This is a genomic window from Streptomyces sp. NPDC060198 (assembly GCF_042728415.1).
In the GTDB taxonomy this organism is placed as follows: Bacteria; Actinomycetota; Actinomycetes; order Streptomycetales; family Streptomycetaceae; genus Streptomyces.
On the sequence record NZ_JBHWZJ010000144.1, the window covers coordinates 1 to 16748 of the forward strand.

At 72.5% G+C, this 16748-nt stretch carries 18 protein-coding genes; 10 read left to right on the top strand and 8 right to left on the bottom strand.

All coding sequences use genetic code 11. The features are described 5' to 3' along the window. Positions 1-174: 174 nt before the first annotated feature. Entirely contained in the window at positions 175-1830 is a 1656-nt protein-coding gene (locus tag ACFWEP_RS18895; RefSeq protein ID WP_387371430.1) for an FAD-binding dehydrogenase, read from the bottom strand. Between the two features lie 236 nt (positions 1831-2066). Between ACFWEP_RS18895 and ACFWEP_RS18900 the strand changes: the two genes are divergently transcribed. Continuing rightward, a complete protein-coding gene (locus ACFWEP_RS18900; RefSeq protein ID WP_387371431.1) occupies positions 2067-2975 on the top strand; it encodes a DMT family transporter in 909 nt (302 codons plus the stop codon). A 77-nt stretch (positions 2976-3052) separates the two neighbouring features. Here ACFWEP_RS18900 and ACFWEP_RS18905 read toward each other — a convergent pair whose 3' ends face one another. Further along, positions 3053-5014, bottom strand: a complete 1962-nt coding sequence (locus tag ACFWEP_RS18905; RefSeq protein WP_387371432.1) for a hypothetical protein — start codon at positions 5012-5014, stop codon at positions 3053-3055. A 140-nt stretch (positions 5015-5154) separates the two neighbouring features. Here ACFWEP_RS18905 and ACFWEP_RS18910 point away from each other — a divergent pair, with 140 nt between their 5' ends. From ACFWEP_RS18910 to ACFWEP_RS18925, 4 genes are all read left to right on the top strand, one after another. Further along, positions 5155-5673, top strand: coding sequence for an NUDIX domain-containing protein (locus tag ACFWEP_RS18910; protein WP_387371433.1), 519 nt, complete (start codon positions 5155-5157; stop codon positions 5671-5673). A gap of 109 nt (positions 5674-5782) precedes the next feature. Beyond that, complete coding sequence (locus ACFWEP_RS18915) at positions 5783-6178, top strand: DUF202 domain-containing protein (protein ID WP_328722572.1); 396 nt, start codon at positions 5783-5785, stop codon at positions 6176-6178. Continuing rightward, positions 6175-6510: a DUF202 domain-containing protein gene (locus ACFWEP_RS18920; RefSeq protein WP_387371434.1), complete on the top strand. Its 336-nt coding sequence runs from the start codon at positions 6175-6177 to the stop codon at positions 6508-6510. The genes ACFWEP_RS18915 and ACFWEP_RS18920 overlap by 4 nt, the downstream gene beginning before the upstream one ends. A gap of 282 nt (positions 6511-6792) precedes the next feature. Then, the gene (locus ACFWEP_RS18925) at positions 6793-7230 is read left to right on the top strand and encodes an NUDIX domain-containing protein (protein ID WP_387371435.1); all 438 of its coding nucleotides are present in this window, start codon (positions 6793-6795) and stop codon (positions 7228-7230) included. Positions 7231-7303: 73 nt separating this feature from the next. Here ACFWEP_RS18925 and ACFWEP_RS18930 read toward each other — a convergent pair whose 3' ends face one another. Further along, entirely contained in the window at positions 7304-7933 is a 630-nt protein-coding gene (locus tag ACFWEP_RS18930) for an alpha-ketoglutarate-dependent dioxygenase AlkB (RefSeq protein WP_387371436.1), read from the bottom strand. 198 nt (positions 7934-8131) lie between these two features. Here ACFWEP_RS18930 and ACFWEP_RS18935 point away from each other — a divergent pair, with 198 nt between their 5' ends. Then, positions 8132-8320, top strand: a complete 189-nt coding sequence (locus ACFWEP_RS18935) for a hypothetical protein (protein WP_387371437.1) — start codon at positions 8132-8134, stop codon at positions 8318-8320. Between the two features lie 45 nt (positions 8321-8365). Here the strand turns inward: ACFWEP_RS18935 and ACFWEP_RS18940 are convergent, their stop codons facing one another. Beyond that, entirely contained in the window at positions 8366-9358 is a 993-nt protein-coding gene (locus ACFWEP_RS18940) for an aldo/keto reductase (protein ID WP_387371438.1), read from the bottom strand. Between the two features lie 126 nt (positions 9359-9484). Between ACFWEP_RS18940 and ACFWEP_RS18945 the strand changes: the two genes are divergently transcribed. After that, positions 9485-10114: a TetR family transcriptional regulator gene (locus ACFWEP_RS18945; protein WP_387371439.1), complete on the top strand. Its 630-nt coding sequence runs from the start codon at positions 9485-9487 to the stop codon at positions 10112-10114. Between the two features lie 316 nt (positions 10115-10430). Here ACFWEP_RS18945 and ACFWEP_RS18950 read toward each other — a convergent pair whose 3' ends face one another. From ACFWEP_RS18950 to ACFWEP_RS18960, 3 genes are all read right to left on the bottom strand, one after another. After that, positions 10431-10928 (bottom strand): DUF3291 domain-containing protein, encoded by a 498-nt coding sequence (locus ACFWEP_RS18950; RefSeq protein WP_387371440.1) that lies wholly within the window; start codon positions 10926-10928, stop codon positions 10431-10433. A 32-nt stretch (positions 10929-10960) separates the two neighbouring features. Next, positions 10961-11659, bottom strand: a complete 699-nt coding sequence (locus tag ACFWEP_RS18955) for a helix-turn-helix transcriptional regulator (protein ID WP_387371441.1) — start codon at positions 11657-11659, stop codon at positions 10961-10963. Positions 11660-11773: 114 nt separating this feature from the next. Next, entirely contained in the window at positions 11774-12445 is a 672-nt protein-coding gene (locus ACFWEP_RS18960) for an NADPH-dependent F420 reductase (protein ID WP_387371442.1), read from the bottom strand. 78 nt (positions 12446-12523) lie between these two features. Between ACFWEP_RS18960 and ACFWEP_RS18965 the strand changes: the two genes are divergently transcribed. Beyond that, positions 12524-12901, top strand: coding sequence for a winged helix-turn-helix transcriptional regulator (locus ACFWEP_RS18965; RefSeq protein ID WP_387371443.1), 378 nt, complete (start codon positions 12524-12526; stop codon positions 12899-12901). Positions 12902-13027: 126 nt separating this feature from the next. On the opposite strand, the gene ACFWEP_RS18970 is transcribed toward ACFWEP_RS18965, so the two are convergent. Beyond that, a complete protein-coding gene (locus ACFWEP_RS18970; RefSeq protein ID WP_387371444.1) occupies positions 13028-14326 on the bottom strand; it encodes a glucarate dehydratase family protein in 1299 nt (432 codons plus the stop codon). A 154-nt stretch (positions 14327-14480) separates the two neighbouring features. On the opposite strand from ACFWEP_RS18970, the gene ACFWEP_RS18975 reads away from it, so the two are divergent. Then, entirely contained in the window at positions 14481-15503 is a 1023-nt protein-coding gene (locus ACFWEP_RS18975) for a phosphotransferase family protein (protein WP_387371445.1), read from the top strand. An 8-nt stretch (positions 15504-15511) separates the two neighbouring features. Continuing rightward, positions 15512-16726 carry an acyl-CoA dehydrogenase family protein gene (locus tag ACFWEP_RS18980; RefSeq protein ID WP_387371446.1) on the top strand — a complete coding sequence of 405 codons (1215 nt, stop codon included), beginning with the start codon at positions 15512-15514 and terminating at the stop codon, positions 16724-16726. Positions 16727-16748: the final 22 nt, after the last annotated feature.

The following is a 16748-nucleotide window of genomic DNA, read 5'->3' on the forward strand; positions in this document are numbered from 1 at the left end:
GGAGCCGGCGCTCCCGGCGGGGCACGAAGGCGCCCGACCCCTCCGGTACGCATGCCCATACATGCCTCCCGGACCGGTCGGGCGCCTTCGTACGTGTACGTGTACGCGGGCGGGCGTGGGCCGGAAGCCGCTCGTGGACCGGGATCACCGTCGCGGCCGGGCCGCCCGGGACCGTCAGCCGAGGGCCGCCGCCGCAGCCCGCCCCGCCGTGCGGCCGGAGAAGATGCAGCCGCCGAGGAAGGTGCCCTCCAGCGAGCGGTAGCCGTGCACCCCGCCGCCGCCGAACCCGGCCGCCTCGCCCGCCGCGTACACCCCCGGCAGCGGGGAGCCGTCCGCCGTCAGCACCCGGGAGGAGAGGTCCGTCTCCAGCCCGCCCAGCGACTTGCGGGTGAGGATGTTCAGCCGGACGGCGATCAGCGGTCCGGCCTTCGGGTCGAGGATGCGGTGCGGCTTCGCCGTGCGGATCAGCTTGTCGCCGAGGTACGAACGCGCCCCGTGGATCGCCGTGATCTGGAGGTCCTTGGTGAACGGGTTGGCGATCTCGCGGTCGCGCGCGGTGATCTCGCGGCGCAGGTCGTCCTCGTCGATGAGCCCGTCGCCGGTCAGGGCGTTCATGCCCCGGACGAGCGCGCCGAGGTCGTTCTCCACGACGAAGTCCACGCCGTTGTCCATGAACGCCTTGACCGGTCCGGGCACCTCGGCACGGGCCCGGCCGATGACGTCGCGGACGGACTTGCCGGTGAGGTCCGGGTTCTGTTCGGAGCCGGAGAGCGCGAACTCCTTGCCGATGATCCGCTGGTCCAGGACGAACCAGGTGTAGTCGAACCCGGACTTCATGATGTGTTCGAGGGTGCCGAGCGTGTCGAAACCGGGGAAGAGCGGGACGGGAAGCCGCTTGCCCCGGGCGTCGAACCAGAGGGAGGACGGGCCGGGCAGGATGCGGATGGCGTGCTTGTCCCAGATGGGGTTCCAGTTCTCGATGCCCTCGGTGTAGTGCCACATCCGGTCGCGGTTGATGTGGTGGGCCCCGGCCTCCTCGGCGACGCCGAGCATCAGTCCGTCGACGTGGGCGGGCACTCCGGAGAGCATCTTCGCGGGCGGGGTGCCGAGCCGCTCGGGCCACTGGGCCCGTACGAGGTCGTGGTTGCCGCCGATCCCGCCGGAGGTGACGATCACCGCCTGGGCCCGCAGCTCGAAGGCTCCGGTGGCCGTCCGGCTGCTGGCGGTGCCGCGCTCGGCCGCGCTCGGCTCCAGGATCTCGCCGCTCACCGTGTCGACGGCCCCCCCGGTGCGGCCGAGGCCCGTCACCCGGTGCCGGAAGCGGAACTGGACGAGCCCCTTGGCGACGCCCTCGCGCACCCGCCGTTCGAAGGGGGCGACCACCCCGGGGCCGGTGCCCCAGGTGATGTGGAAGCGGGGGACGGAGTTGCCGTGGCCGGTCGCGTCGTAGCCGCCGCGCTCGGCCCAGCCGACCACCGGGAAGAGCCGCAGCCCCTGCGCGCGCAGCCAGGAACGCTTCTCACCGGCGGCGAAGTCCACGTACGCCTCGGCCCACTTCTTCGGCCAGTGGTCCTCCTTGCGGTCGAAGCCTGCCGTGCCGAACCAGTCCTGGAGGGCGAGCTCCCGGCTGTCCTTGATCCGGAAACGGCGCTGCTCGGGAGAGTCGACGAGGAAGAGTCCGCCGAAGGACCAGTGCGCCTGGCCGCCCAGGGACTGCTCGGGCTCCTGGTCGAGCAGGATCACGGAGCGCCCGGCGTCGGCCAGCTCCGCCGTGGCCGCCAGCCCCGCGAGGCCGGCTCCGATCACGATCACATCGGCGTCGTACGCCATGGGTTCCATCCTTCGGGGAGGTGGTGCGGAAACCGGCCGGGCACGGCGGGTACGGCGCCGGTTCGGCGGCCGCAGGGGTGTGCGGGGGCGCGGAAGTTACTCGTTGGTCAGATCTTCGGTACGCCCCGACGCCCGAGTCAACAGGCCGGTCGGACCAATCTCACCGCTCCCCTACACGGAGGGGCATATCGTTCGGAACACATCCTTTCCGCCCGCCCGATCCGAGGAAGAAACCTGTGTCCTTGCTGGTCGTCCTCCTCTCCGTGGGCGCGGCGGCGTGCCTGGGTTTCGGCTTCGTCCTTCAGCAGGACGCCGCCCGCCGCGCCCCGATGAGCGATTTCCTCTCCCCCCGTCTGCTGCTCGACCTGATGAAGGTGCGGAGCTGGCTGGCGGGCATCGCGTTCATGGTCTGCGGGATGGTGCTGGGCGCCCTGGCCCTGGGCCAGGGCGAGCTGTCGGTGGTGGAACCGCTGCTGGCGACCAATCTGCTCTTCGCGCTGGGCCTGTCGCGTGCCCTCACCGGGCAGCCGCTCGGCCGTCAGGGATGGGGCGGGCTGGCACTGCTGTCCTCGGGGGTCGCCGCTTTCCTGCTCGCAGGGCAGCCGACCGGCGGGCAGGCGGAGACCGACCCGTTGCGGCACTGGCTGATCATCGGCGTGGTGGTGGGGCTCGCGCTGGTCCTCGCCGCCTCCGCCCGGCACGCCCGCCCGGCGGTGGCGCCCTCACTGCTGGCGCTCGCGGCGGGGCTGCTCTACGGACTCCAGGACGCGCTGACCCGGGAGAGCGGCCAACTGCTGACGGACGGCGGCTGGACCGCGCTGGTGGGCGGCTGGCAGCCGTACGTCGTCCTGGTGATCGGGGTGACCGGGCTGATCCTGGTGCAGAGCGCGTTCGAGATGGCTCCGCTGCGGATGTCGCTGCCCGCGCTGACCGCCGCCCAGCCGCTGGCGGGAATCGCCTGCGGCATCGGCTTCCTCGGCGACCAGGTGCGCACGGACCCGGCGGCACTGGCGGGCCAGGCGGCCGGGCTGGCGGCGATCGTGGCGGGGATCGTGCTGCTCGGGCTGCATCCGGCGCTCCCGGGCGGCAAGGGCGGCGCCCATCCCGCCCGGGACCTGCTGTCCACGGAGGGCGGCGGGATCTGACCCGTGGGCCGGACCGGGCCGGCGGCCGTCGACCGCCGACTCCGGCCGGCGCCGTCTCCGGCCGGCGCCGTCTCCGGTCAACGCCGCTCCGTGGTCTCCGGCCACGGGTATCCCAGCTCCCGGGCGTACTCGGCGGATCCGCCCGCCACCTGCGCGTACCCCTTCGGGTCCTCGGTGGCCAGCCGGTGCAGTACGGCCACCGCCCGTGCAGCGGGCGGTGCGCCGTCAGCGGGAAGGGTCCAGACGAACTGGAGCCAGGGGCCGTCGCGGTCCCTGCGCCCCTGCGCGAGGCCGGGCCAGTAGGTGAAGGAGAGCGTGTTGGCCTCGGGGTCGCGGAAGTCCGCACCGGTCCAGCCTTTTCGGAGATCCCACCGGGTGAGGAGATCCGGCCGCGCCCTCAGCCCCTCCTCGACCAGCCGCGCGGTCGCGGCCGCGGGCCACTCCCAGCCCCGGTCCGCCTCCGCCCGCTCGATCTCGGCGTCGTAGGCGAGGGCGTCGAAGCGCTCCTCACCGAGTGACGGCCGGGTTCCGAGGCTCCGCCGCCAGTCGGACCAGACGACCTCGTCGCCCTCCCGCCGGATCGTGACGTACAGCGCCCCGCAGCAGCCCTCGGTGCACCAGGCCTCGGCGAGCAGCACCTCGCGCGCCTCGGCGGTGGCGCGCAGCCCGCCCCCGGCCAACAGTTCGCCCGGAGGGCGCGCGGGGCCCTTGCCGAAGTGCTCGGGCACCAGCGGCCGTCCGCCGATCAGCAGGCGGGTCTCCACGGGCTCCCGGTACGCCGGATCGCGCACGGTTCCCTCCACCCGCAGCCGGCCTGTCCGGGGAGGAGCGCCGAAGACCTGGCGCAAGGTCTGCCCGACCCACCGGTGCCGACGCCGGTCGTCCGCGCTCCCGCGCCGTGCGGCGTCGCTTTCGTGCACGGAGGCCCGTTCCCGGGTGGCCGGCAGCGCTCCCAGAGCGTCGAGCAGGGCCTCACGGCGGCCGGCCGGCCAGTCGAGGAGAAGACTCGCCCCGCTGTGCAGTTCCAGGGCGAGCGAGGCGAGGACGGTGCGGTGGTCGAGGTCCGGCGGCAGGGACGCCGCCCGGGCGATCACCTCCTCGTACAGGGTGACGGCGTCCCGATGCGCGAGGATCTCGACCTTGCTGTCGTACGGCCCCGCCATCATCACGAGCAGGCGTCCGGCCTGGGCGAGGAGGCGGGGGTCCACGGGGTCCGAGCGGAGCAGGTCCGCCAGGCGCACCGCTTCGGAGATCCTGCGGGCGCATTCGGCTCCCATGGTCCGGCGCTCGACCGGAACCTCCAGCAGCAGGCGGCGTGCGCCCGGATCGTCCTGGCGGATCAGCGCGTCGACGAGAGCGCGCGGTTCCCCCTCCCGGACGTGGGCGCCGAGCCAGAGCAGCGCGGCGACGGGCCGGTCGAGACCGTCCAACGCCTCCACGACCGGGCGGACGAAGCCCCGCAGGAGTCCGAGGACGCGGAGGTGGGGGATGTCCTCGGGTTCCCCGAGGCGGGCGAGGAGCCCGATGCCGACGCCGACCGCCGCGGCGGTCGTCCCGTGGCGCACCAGCCTCCGGGCGAGAGCGAGGGCAGCGGCCGGGTCCACCAACGGCAGGCGCGCGACAGCGGCTCGGAGCGGCTGCTCCCGCAGTCCCTGCCCGCGCAACGCCCGGTGGACGCGCTCCGCCGCACGTTCGGCGTCGGGATCGGTCAGCAGAGGTGCGAGCAGCCGTCGCGCGGTCTCCTTGCTCTCGGAGAAGGAGGCGACGGGGGCGGGGGTGGCTGCGGGGCTTGCGGGGGCGGGGGTGGCGGGCCCGCTCGGGGTATCGCTCTTCGAGGGGGCGACGCCGGGCGGGGCGCTCTTCGGCGCGCCGGTGCCGGGCGGGGCGCTCTTCGAGGCGCGTTCGGCACGTGCCGTGTCCGGCATCGGGAAGCCGCGGCCGGGAGGGCGGCCGTCGGGTGCCGTGTGGAGCTGCCGCAGCGCGTGGTCGTACAGGGATGTCCGGGGCGTGAGCGGCTCGCGCTCTTCCGGGGCGTTCACAGGGCGGGGTGCTGCTCGATTCCGTGGGTCATGGCGGGATTCTGGCAGCCGCCCGCCCTCGCGGCGAGTGGTTTTCCCGCCCCGGGCGTCGCCGCCCGCGGCCCCGGGTCGGTGCCGGTGGGGTGCGGTTGGATGGGGGCATGAATCCTGCTGACGAGATCCTGGACATCGTCGACGAGAACGACGTGGTCGTGGGACGGGCGACGCGAGGCGAGGCGACCGCGCGCGGGCTGCGCCACCGGTGCGTGTTCATCGAGGCGCGCGACGCCGAGGGACGGGTGTTCGTCCACCGCAGGACGGCCACCAAGATGGTCTTCCCCTCGCACTACGACATGTTCGTCGGTGGCGTGGTCGGGGCCGGCGAGTCGTACGACGAGGCGGCACTGCGGGAGGCGGAGGAGGAACTCGGCGTGCGCGGACTGCCGCAGCCCGAGCCGCTCTTCTCGTTCCTGTACGAGAAGGACGGGCACTCCTGGTGGTCGCGCGTCTATCAGGTGCGGTGCGAACTGCCGGTCGATCCACAGAAGGAGGAGATCGACTGGCACGGCTTCCTCGCGGACGAGGAGCTGGCCGAGCGCGTTCCCGCGTGGGCGTGGACGCCGGACGGGCTGGAGGGGTACCACCGGCTGCGGGCGTACCGGGAGCGGGCAGGGAACTGACCACGCGGCGCCCCGGGCTTCCACCCGCCCCGTACTTCCACGCGGGCGCCCGGCGGTCTCCGTTCGATGTGATCGAAATCGCTCACAAGGGGGCGGATAGGGTTCCCGCGTGAACGAATTCGTACAGAGCCTGCGGTTGTGGTTCGCGCCGCAACGGATCCGCGACGAGGGCGACACCCCGGACTACCGCTTCTCCCTCGCCAACGAGCGGACGTTCCTCGCCTGGATCCGTACGGCCCTGGCCCTGATCGGCGGCGGCTTCGCCGTCGACCAGTTCCTGCCGGGGCTCGCGTGGGGAGTGCGCGCCGGTCTGGCGTTCGGCCTGCTCGCGGCCGGTGTGCTCTGCGCGCTGCGGGCCGTCAACCACTGGGTCCGCTGCGAACGGGCCATGCGGCGGGGCGAGGACCTGCCCGTCTCACGGTTCCCCACGCTGCTGAGCCTGGTGGTCGCGGTGGTGGCCGTGGCGATGGTGGTGGTCGTGCTCTTCGGCTGGGAGGGCCGGTGAGCGGAGCCGTGCCCGGACCCGCCTCCGGGGCCGCCCGGGACCCGGGCCTCCAGCCGGAGCGCACCCGCCTCGCCTGGCGTCGCACCACACTGTCGGCGACGGTGGCGGCGATGCTGGCCGGGAAGCAGGCCCTGCACGGCGGAGCGACCCTCGGGGCGGTGGTCGCGCTGGCCCTCAGCGCGGCGGCCTGGATCGGCTTCCTGCGGGTGGCCCACCGGCGAGTACGGGCGACCGGCACGGCTCGGCCCGAGCCGCTGGCCCCGCGAGCGGCTCTGACGGCCGCCGCGTGCACGGTGGCCTTGGCGGTGTTCGCGGCGGCGATGGTGTTCTGAGGCAGGGCGGGCGGGGCAGGACGGGAGCGGAGCCGGGACCGGGGCGGCCGGAGAGTGGCGCGGGAAGCGGAGCCGGCGCGGGCGGGGAGCGGCAGAAGCGACGCCGAGAGCGCGAGCACCACCAAGAGCGCGCCCCGGTGCGCCGTTCGCACCTCGGCACACCTCGGCCGCCCGCTCCGGTGGGCGTTTCTCCGTGCCGGGTACGGGCATGCCGGACGGGGGACCGGCGCCCGCCGGCCCCTTCCCCCGGCCCTCGACCGACGGCCGGATCTGCCGAGGAAGGTGAGTGAGCTGCCCGGTCCGGACGCCTCCGAGAGGCCCAGCACCGCCGTGATCATCGTCAACGGCCGGGGTGACTATCTCCTCCATCTGCGGGATGCCCACAAACCGATCTGCGACAGCGGCACCTGGTCCCTGGTGGGGGGCGGCGGAGAGGGTGAGGAGTCGCCGGCCGACACGATCGCGCGGGAGATCCGCGAGGAGACCGGCCTCGTCCTGCCCGACGTCACCGCCTTCCGCGCCGTGCACGCCGAAGGCCCGTACGTCACCGAGGGGCACATCCACGTCTACACGGCCCACTGGGAGGGGGACGCGCACGCTCTCCCGGTGAGCGAGGGCATCATGTTCCACTGGTTCGATCTGGCGACGATGGAGCACCTGACCATGTGCCGCTGGGCCCACGAGGCCATCAAGGCGCACCACGCCGGAGCTGCCGCCTGACAACGACGGGCCCCCACGCGGAAACGGTGGAGACGCACGAGCGCGCGCCCGCGCACCTGCACCTGCGCACCGGTCAGCGCACCCCGCGCGGACGGTACTGAACGCTGATCCGGGGCCCGCAGGACCGGGCGGTCTTGGGGATCGCGTGCTCCCAGGTGCGCTGGCAGGAACCCCCCATCACGATGAGGTCCCCGTGCCCCAGCGGGCGGCGCAGGGTTTCACCCGCATGGTCACGGGGTCGCAGCAGAAGGTCACGCGGCGCCCCCACCGAGAGGATGGCGACCATGGTGTCCTCGTGCGAGCCCCGGCCGGTCCGGTCGCCGTGCCAGGCGACGCCGTCCCGGCCGTCGCGGTAGCGGCAGAGCCCCGCCGTGGTGAAGGGTTCGCCCAGTTCCCGGGCGTAGTGGGCCGACAGCTCCTGGCGGGCCTCGGTGAGGACCGGGTGGGGCAGTGTGTCGGCGGCGCGGTAGAAGGCCAGCAGGCGCGGTACGTCCACGGTGCGGTCGTACATCCGGCGCCGTTCGGCCCGCCAGGGGACCTCGGTTTCGAGCCGCGCGAACAGTTCGTCCCCACCGCTCAGCCAGCCCGGCAGCAGATCGATCCACGCACCCTGTCCGAGCTCCGTCCGGTGCAGCCCGGACAGCGGCCCGAGGGCGGGGCTGTCGGACTGGCCGAAGAGCGATGGCTGGAGGAACGAGGACATGGGACCGACCAGTGTAGTTCATTTGTTCGAATCCAGGTTTCCCGAGGCACCGGCCGGGCGGGCCGGCCAGCTGCGCCCGAGCGCGACAACCGCCACCTGAGCACAGCATCTGTCACCACCCCCTCGGAGGCCGCGCGCTGTCATTCTCACAACGCCCTGGACGTCGCGGAGATCGTCCGCCAGCTCCTGGAGGAGGGCTTGGAGATCGACCCGGAGGACGTGGTCCGTATCTCGCCTTACCTGACCGAGCACAACAAACGGTTTGGCGAGTACTCCACCCACGAACCCGGCATCCAGCCCCAGGCGTACGACCCCAAACTCGACGTCGACTCCACCCGGCTCCGCGAGCAGGACCTGACCGCCGCGGGCCTCGGCCAGGCCGCCTGAGACGGCCACGGCCGAGGCGACATCCGCTCGGTCGCTCACCCGGGATCAGTCGGTGGTGAAGCTGGACAGTCGTGCGGCCGGGTAGCGGCTGCCTGCCGAGCCGTGGGGGAGGATCTCGGTGATGCGAGCCAGGTCGGCGTCGGTGAGCTGGACCCCGTCCGCGCCGGCGTTCTCCTCGACACGCACTGCACTGCGGGTGCCGGGGATGGGCACGACGTCCTGGCCCTGGGCGAGGAGCCAGGCCAGCGCGAGTTGGGCGGTGGTGATGCCCTTGGCCGCGGCCAGTTCCTTGAGCTGTTCGGTGGCGCGGTGGTTGTAGGTGTAGTTGTCGCCCTGCCAGCGCTCGTCCCAGCTGCGCATGTCGTCCGCGGGGTACTCGCTCGCGGGCTTGACCGCGCCGGTCAGGAAGCCCCGGCCGAGCGGGGAGTAGGGCACCAGGCCGATGCCGAGTTCCCGCAGGACGGGGAGGATCTTCTCCTCGACCTCGCGCTCGAAAAGGGAGTACTCGTACTGGAGGGCGGAGACCGGGGTGACGGCATGGGCGCGGCGGATGTACTGGGGTCCGACGTTGCTCAGGCCGAAGTACCTGACCTTCCCCTCGGTGATCAGTTCGCCGACGACGCCCGCGACTTCCTCAGCAGGGACGTCGGGGTCGGAGATGTGCTGGTAGAAGAGGTCGATGTGGTCGCTCTGCAGGTAGCGCAGGCTGTTCTCGGCGACCTCGCGGATGTTCTCGGGGCGGCTGTCGAAGCCGGAACCGATCGGCTGGGAGGTCATGTCGAAGCCGAACTTGGTGGCCAGGACCACCTCGTCACGGAAGGCCCGGACCGCTTTGCCCAGCAGGATCTCGTTGCGGCCGGTGCCGGCGCCGTAGAGCTCTGCGGTGTCGAAGAAGTCGATCCCGAGTTCGTGGGCGCGGTGGATGGTCGCGGTGCCCTCGTCGTCGTTCGAGGCGCCGTAAGCCATGGACATACCCATGACGCCGAGGCCGAGCGCCGAGACGCGCAGGCCCTGCGAGCCCAGGTTGCGGTGCTGCATGAGTTCACTTCCTCAGTGCGTGCCGGCCCCACCCCGAACGGGTCGAACCGAACTGTTCGGTTTTAACCGTACGGGCAGGAGCCCTGCAACGCCAAACCGAACCGTTCGGTGTCTTATCCTGGGGCTATGCCCCACTCCCCCGATTCCGGCCGGACCTCGGCGCCCGCGGCCGCTTCCGACAGCAGCGACACCACGCGTGAACGGATCCTCGCCGCAGGCATGGAGGAGTTCGCCCGCCACGGCATTGCCGGAGCCCGCGTGGACCGCATCGCCAAACTGGCCCGGACCAGTAAGGAACGGGTCTACGCCTATTTCCGCGGCAAGGAAGCGCTCTACGCCGGTGTGGCAGCGCGGGAGCTCTCCGTCATCGCCGAAGCGACCCAGATAGACCCGTCCGACCTCCCCGGCTACGCGGGCCGCCTGTTCGACTACTACACCGCCCGCCCGGACCATCACCGCCTGATCGCCTGGGGTCGCCTCGAACTGGCTGCCACCGCAGTCACCGAACCCGATCCCACTCGGGCGGCCATCACCCGCAAGCTCGACCAGCTCCGCCAGGCCCAGCAGGCCGGGCACCTCGATCCCGCCTGGGACCCGGTCGACATCCTCGCCCTGGTCAACCAGATCGCCACCACCTGGGCCGACCAACCCGCACTCACCGACGCCGCGGCCGAACACGCCGCGGATCCCACTACGGCGGCCCGGCGCGCCGCCGTGGTGACCGCAGTTGAGCAGCTCTTCCCCCGAGCGGTCTGAGCACACCCTCACCGGGCGGACCCGCACGCAACGGGGCTACGTCGCGCAGGCGACCGGGATCGGGGTTCAGGATGCGAACTTCCGGCCACCGGTCCTGCCCGTCCTGACCGCGCGGGCGAGCCCCGAGGTTCGCACTCGCGGGGATGAGCGGTTTCGCGTCCACGGCGCCATCCTCCCCCCGCACACAGGTCCGTTCACCGGGCACTCGTCCTCGCACGGTATGCGGAGTGCGGGCGGGAGGGGCCCGACATCGCCCGCGGACACAGGACACACGGGCCCGCGGGCACGGCGCGTACGCGCTCCGCGACGCCCTCCGTCACTCGGGGAGCAGCTCTCCCGCGCACCTCGCGGCGGCCTCGTGTGCGGAGTACGAGGAGGTGAAGGTGAAGGCGCACGGGGAGGGGCCGTTGGCCCGCAGGTCCGCCAGCCGCTCCAGAGCCTCCTCGACCGTCGGGACGTGTCCGGCCGGGACCCACCAGAGCACCAGGTGCGCCTCGACGTGCCGGTCGAACCAGTCGCGGCGCTGCCGCACCACGTCCAGGTGGCCGCTGCGGTAGGTGAAGTCCCAGAGCGCCTCCGGGGTCTCCCACACCGACATGTTGACGATGACGTTCTCGCCCGCCGGGCGCAGGTCGGTGGCGTCGGCGCCGCCGTCCCCCACGAGCCGCCACACGAATCCGGGTGCGCCGTCGGCGTCGGCGTTGACCGGGTCGAGCAGTTCGACGAACGGCGCGATGCGGGGGTCGTCGATGGGGTGGAGGAGCGTGGCCACGTTGAGTTGGGCGAGGTGGGCGGCGCGCGGGGATGCGGTCATGGCCTCATCCCAGCACGGCCCGCTTTTCTATGTCAATCGTCATTGTTTTTAGAATCTTCGACGACGACGCAGCACTCCCCCGGCCGGGCGTCCATGCGGGCGCGGACGGGACCGTCCGCACCGAGCAGCCCTTCCAGCAGGGCGAGGTTCATGCCGCAGACCAGGGGCGGAAAGCGTTCGGCGACCGCGTGGAAGGGGCAGTTGCGCATGCGGACGACCGGCGCCTCCCCTCCTGCCGCCCCCTCGTCGCCGCCGCCTTCTTCGCCACCTTCCAGATGCGGCTCGTACCCGCGCGCGGCCAGCACCCCCAGGACCTCCGCGAGGTCGCCGCAGGGTGCCGCCGGCCCGCGCAGCGCCTCGCCCCTGCGGTGGGCGGCCTCGCGGAGCCCGGCGTCGAGACCCGCCTCCTCGACCGCCTCGGCGAGCAGTTCGGCCGCGGTGCGGTAGTCGCGGGCGGGCAGCGAGACCCCGAACTCGGTGCCCGCCCGCGTGTACACCTTGGCGGGACGGCCCGCCCCCGGCCCCGAGCGGCCCGTCAGTCGGCGGCTGCCGCTCGCCAGCAGGCCCGCCTCGGTCAGTTTGTCCAGATGGTGCGCGGCCAGTGTGCGCGCCACCCCGGCCGCCTCGGCGGCCTCGTTGCGCCCGACCTCGCGGCCCTGCGCCGCCACGTATGCGTACAGGCGGCGGCGCACCGGGTCCTGCAGCATTGCGATCGCGTCGATGTCCTCCACCCGGCCATTCTAGGAACAACGCAGGTTGGAGATAGAGAGCGGCGTCGACCGCCGGCGTCCCGCCCCGTGGCGCGCCAGGCATCCCGGCCGTCCCCGCCGTGGTGGCGGTGTCCGTCACCGCTCCCGACGCCCTTCCCGGCTCCCGGCCGTGACGACCTCGAAGTGCGGCAGCAGGGTGCGGGGGTCGCGGCCGGACTTCCACAGGCCGATCAGGAGCGCGGTCGCCGCCTCCAGCTGATCAGCGCGCTCCAGGCCACCGAGCGTGAGCGGCACGTGTCCGAGATCGCGGACCAGTGTGCGTACGGTCTCCAGCGCGGCCCCGTCGTCGCCGCAGAGCGGAACGGCCAATGGGCCCTCGGCGGGGGCGGCGACGAGCGGGTCGAGCCGCCACACGGAGTCGGGCAGGTGGTTGAACGCCTTCACCACTCCCGCTCCGGTGGTACGGGCGAGGGTGCGGGCGGCGCCCGGGCCGGTGCCGGTGGTGAGCAGCAGGCCGGGGCCGACCGCGTTGGTGCAGTCGATCAGCACACGGCCACGCAACGCGCCTTCACCCGCGCCGAGTCCGGCGAGCACGCCCGCCAGGGCGTCGTGGGGCAGGGCGAGCAGAACCGCGTCCCCGAAGCGGGCCGCCTCGCCCAGCGTGCCGGGGAGGCCGCCCGCCCGGCCGGCCAGGGCACGCGACCGCTCGGGCGACCGCCCGCCGAAGAGCACCTCGTGCCCGGCCGCGGCCCAGCGCGTGCCGAGTGCGTCCGCCATGTTTCCCGTACCGAGCACGCCGATGCGCATCCGTCTTCCCTCCATCCGCAGGCGCCGCTCCCAGGTCCGGGAGCGACGCCTGCGACGTTAGGAGACGCGGCACTTACCATGTGGTGCCCAAGCCGTGTGCGCATAGGGGGCGTTGTGGAACGAGTGCTGGCCGACTGCCGGGCGAGACTCGCGTTCGACCTGCTGGCGAACACCTGGAACGCCGTGGTGATCCAAGCGCTGGGAGCGGGACCGCGGCGCCCGCGCGACCTGCGCACGGCGATCGGTTCGATCAGCCCCAAAGTGCTCACCGAGACCCTGCGCAGGCTCACGGAGTACGCGCTGGTGGAGCGCACGGTCTCCGCCGGGGCGCCGCGCCGCGTCGAGTACGCGCTGACCCCGCTCGGCCGGACGCTGCTGGAGCCGGTCGCGGCGCTGGGGCGCTGGTCGGCCGAGCACGGGGACGCTTTCGTGGCGGCGCAGGGCTGGGACGACTGAGCCGGCTCCGCGCCGGTCCACCCACGTCCGGTCCACCCACGTCCGGTCCACCCGCGCCGTCCCACCCACGTCCGGTCCACCCGCGTCCGGCCCGTGCGCACGCGGGCACCGCCGACGAGCGCCCTGTCACCAGCGCGGGATCGCCGGGGTCACCCACTGAGGGTCGGCCTTGCGCATCGCCGCCGCGTCGTCACGGTCGCGCAGGGTGCCGTCGTCGTCCAGCCAGCGCCGGTGGAGGGCGGCCAGCCGGTCGCGGTCGAGTTCGACGCCGAGGCCGGGGGCGTCGGAGACGGTCAGGCGGCCGTCCTCGAACACGTGGCGGGTGGTGATGACGTCCTCGGTCTGCCAGGGGTAGTGGCTGTCGCAGGCGTAGTCGAGGTTGGGCACGGTGGCGGCGACATGGGTCATCGCGGCGAGGCTGATGCCGAGGTGGGTGTTCGAGTGCATGGACAGGCCGACCCCGAACGTCCGGCAGATCGACGCCAGTTCGCGGGTGCGGTGCAGTCCGCCCCAGTAGTGGTGGTCGGAGAGGACGACCTGGACCGCGTCCTTCGCGAAGGCTTCGGGCAGTTCGGCGAGGGTGGTGACGCACATGTTGGTGGCGAGCGGTACGTCCGTGCCCGCCGACACCTCCGCCATCGCGGGCGTTCCGCTCGCGGGGTCCTCCAAGTACTCCAGTACGCCGCCCAGTTCCCTGGCGACCCGGAGCGAGGTCTCCACCGACCAGGCGCCGTTGGGGTCGAGCCGGAGCGGGCGGCCGGGGAAGGCCTCGGCCAGCGCACGGACGGCGGCGATCTCCTCGTCGGGCGGGAAGACACCGCCCTTGAGCTTGAAAGAACCGAAGCCGTAGTCACGGGCGAAGCGTTCGGCCTGGGCGACGACCCCGGCCGGGTCGACTGCGGCGCCCCAGTCGTCCGCCTCACCGCCCTCGGGATGGGCGGCCCAGCGGTAGAAGAGGTACGCGCTGTAGTCGACGGCATCGCGGACCTTGCCGCCGAGCAGGGCGTGCACGGGCAGACCCAGCGTCTTGCCGAGCACGTCCAGGCAGGCGACCTCGAAGCCGGAGACGACGGACAGCCGGAGCTTGTCTGCCGTACGGACGCCCCGCAGACCACCCGCGTCGACGCCCTCCTCCCCGGCCCCGGCCTTACCTGATTCGCCGCAGGTTTCCTCCGCGAGGGCGAAGAGGCCGTTCAGATCGCTGACCGAGCGCCCTGGCAGCGCCTGGGCGAGCGGGCGGGCGAGATCCAGGTAGACGGAGTCGCCGTACGTCTCCCCGATCCCGGTCACGCCGCCCCGTGTGACCACTTCCACGATGAGCCGTGGGGTGTAGGGCTGGTGCACGCCCTGGGTGTTCAGCAGGGGCGGGTCGGCTATGAGAATCGGGGTGAGCCGGACATCCTCGATCAACAACGCTGTATCCATACGTGAACTCTATTCAGAGATGCGTTCGAGGTCCAGGGTGACCGACCGAACCGGCCCCACTTCGCCGCCACGGATTCCGGCCACTCACTGGACGACATACCGACTGGTCGGCATCATGGGCACGTTCGGTCCACCACCCCCGGAGGTGCGCGTCATGAGTTCAGTCCCCCCGCCAGGACTCGACCCCGTCCTGCTGCGCGGGCATCTCGACCGTGAGCGGCCGGGGCTGGTGAGCGGACCGCTCGAAGCGCGGCTCATCGAGGGCGGCCGGTCGAACCTGACGTACACCGTCACCGACTCCGTCCACGCCTGGGTGGTCCGCAGACCGCCGCTGGGCCACGTCCTCGCCACCGCGCACGACATGAAGCGCGAGCACCGGGTGATCGACGCCCTGCACCCCACCGCCGTACCCGTACCGGAGGCGGTGCTGCTCTGCGAGGACGACTCGGTCGTCGGGGCGCCGTTCTACGTCATGGAGTACGTGGAGGGCACCCCCTTCCGTACCGCCGAACAGCTCGCCCCGCTCGGCGCCGAGCGGACCCGGCAGGTGGTCCTGGGGCTGGTGGACACCCTGGTCGACCTGCACGCCGTGGATCCGGCGGCGGTCGGGCTGGGCGACTTCGGGCGCCCCGATGGCTTCCTCGACCGGCAACTGAGGCGCTGGGGAAAGCAGTTGGACGCCTCACGCAACCGCGAACTGGCCGGTATCGACGAACTGCACGCCGGCCTCGGCCGCGCGCTGCCCGACTCGCCCGCCCCGACCGTCGTGCACGGCGACTACCGCTTGGACAACGTGCTGATCGGCGCGGACGACTCCGTCAAGGCCGTACTCGACTGGGAGATGTCCACCCTCGGCGACCCGCTCACCGACCTCGGGCTGCTGGTGATGTACAGCTCCGACCTGGGGCTTCCCCGGTCGCCCGTCTCCACGACGAGCGGCGCCCCGGGCCACCCTTCCCCCGCCGAGCTGATCGAGCGCTACGCCGCGCGCTCCGGCCGGGACACCTCCGCCCTCTCCTGGTACACCGCGTTCGCGTGGTTCAAGCTCGCCGTGATCCTGGAGGGCATCCACTACCGCTACACCCTGGGGCAGACGGTCGGCGCGGGGTTCGACCGCATCGGCGAACTCGTCCCCCTCTTCATCGAGCACGGCCTCACCACCTTCCAGGAAGGCTGAACACCCGCATGGACTTCGCATTCGACGCCCGCACCGAGGAGCTGCGCGCCAGGCTGCTCGCCTTCATGGACAGCCACGTCCACCCGGCGGAGAAGACCGCCGAGGAGCAGCGTGCGCGGCTCGCCTCACCCTGGGAGACTCCTTCGGTGGTGGAGGAGCTGAAGGCCGAGGCGCGCCGCCAGGGCCTGTGGAACCTCTTCCTGCCCGACGCCGAGCACGGCGCGGGGCTGACCAACCTGCAGTACGCGCCACTCGCCGAAATCAGCGGCCGTTCCCCGCAGTTGGCACCGACCGCGCTGAACTGCGCGGCACCGGACACCGGGAACATGGAAGTGCTCCACCAGTTCGGCACGGACGCCCAGAAGAAGCAGTGGCTGGAGCCGCTACTGGCGGGCGAGATCCGTTCGGGGTTCGCGATGACGGAGCCCGAGGTGGCGTCCTCCGACGCGACCAACATCGAGACCCGGATCACCCGCGACGGCGACGAGTACGTCATCAACGGCCGCAAGTGGTACATCTCCGGGGCGATGAACCCGGACTGCGCGGTCTTCATCGTGATGGGCAAGACCGACCCGGACGGCGAGGACATCCGCCGCCAGCAGTCGATGATCCTGGTCCCGCGCGACACCCCCGGCCTCGAAGTGCGCCGCGCCATGCGGGTGTACGGCTACGAGGACCATTGGCACGGCGGGCACGCCGAACTCGTCTTCACCGACGTCCGCGTGCCGGTCACCCATCTGGTCGGCGAGGAGGGCGGCGGCTTCTCCATCGCCCAGGCGCGGCTCGGTCCGGGGCGTATCCACCACTGCATGCGGCTGATCGGCATGGCGGAGCGCGCGATCGAGCTGATGTGCCGCCGCGCCGTCTCCCGTACGGCCTTCGGCAAGCCGCTCGCCCAGCAGGGCGTGGTGCAGAACTGGATCGCGGACGCCCGGGTCACCGTCGAGCAACTGCGGCTGCTGGTACTGAAGACGGCGTGGCTGATGGACACCGTGGGCAACCGGGGAGCGCACACCGAGATCCAGGCCATCAAGATCGCCACGCCTCGGGCGGTGCTCGGCATCCTCGACGACGCGGTGCAGCTGCACGGCGCCGGCGGTGTGAGCCAGGACTTCCCTCTCGCCGAACTGTGGGCATCCGCACGGACCTTGCGCCTGGCGGACGGGCCGGACGAGGTGCACCAGCGGTCGCTGGCGCGACGGGAGATCAAGAAATACCTCTGACGACGGGCGCGGCGAGGGCGGA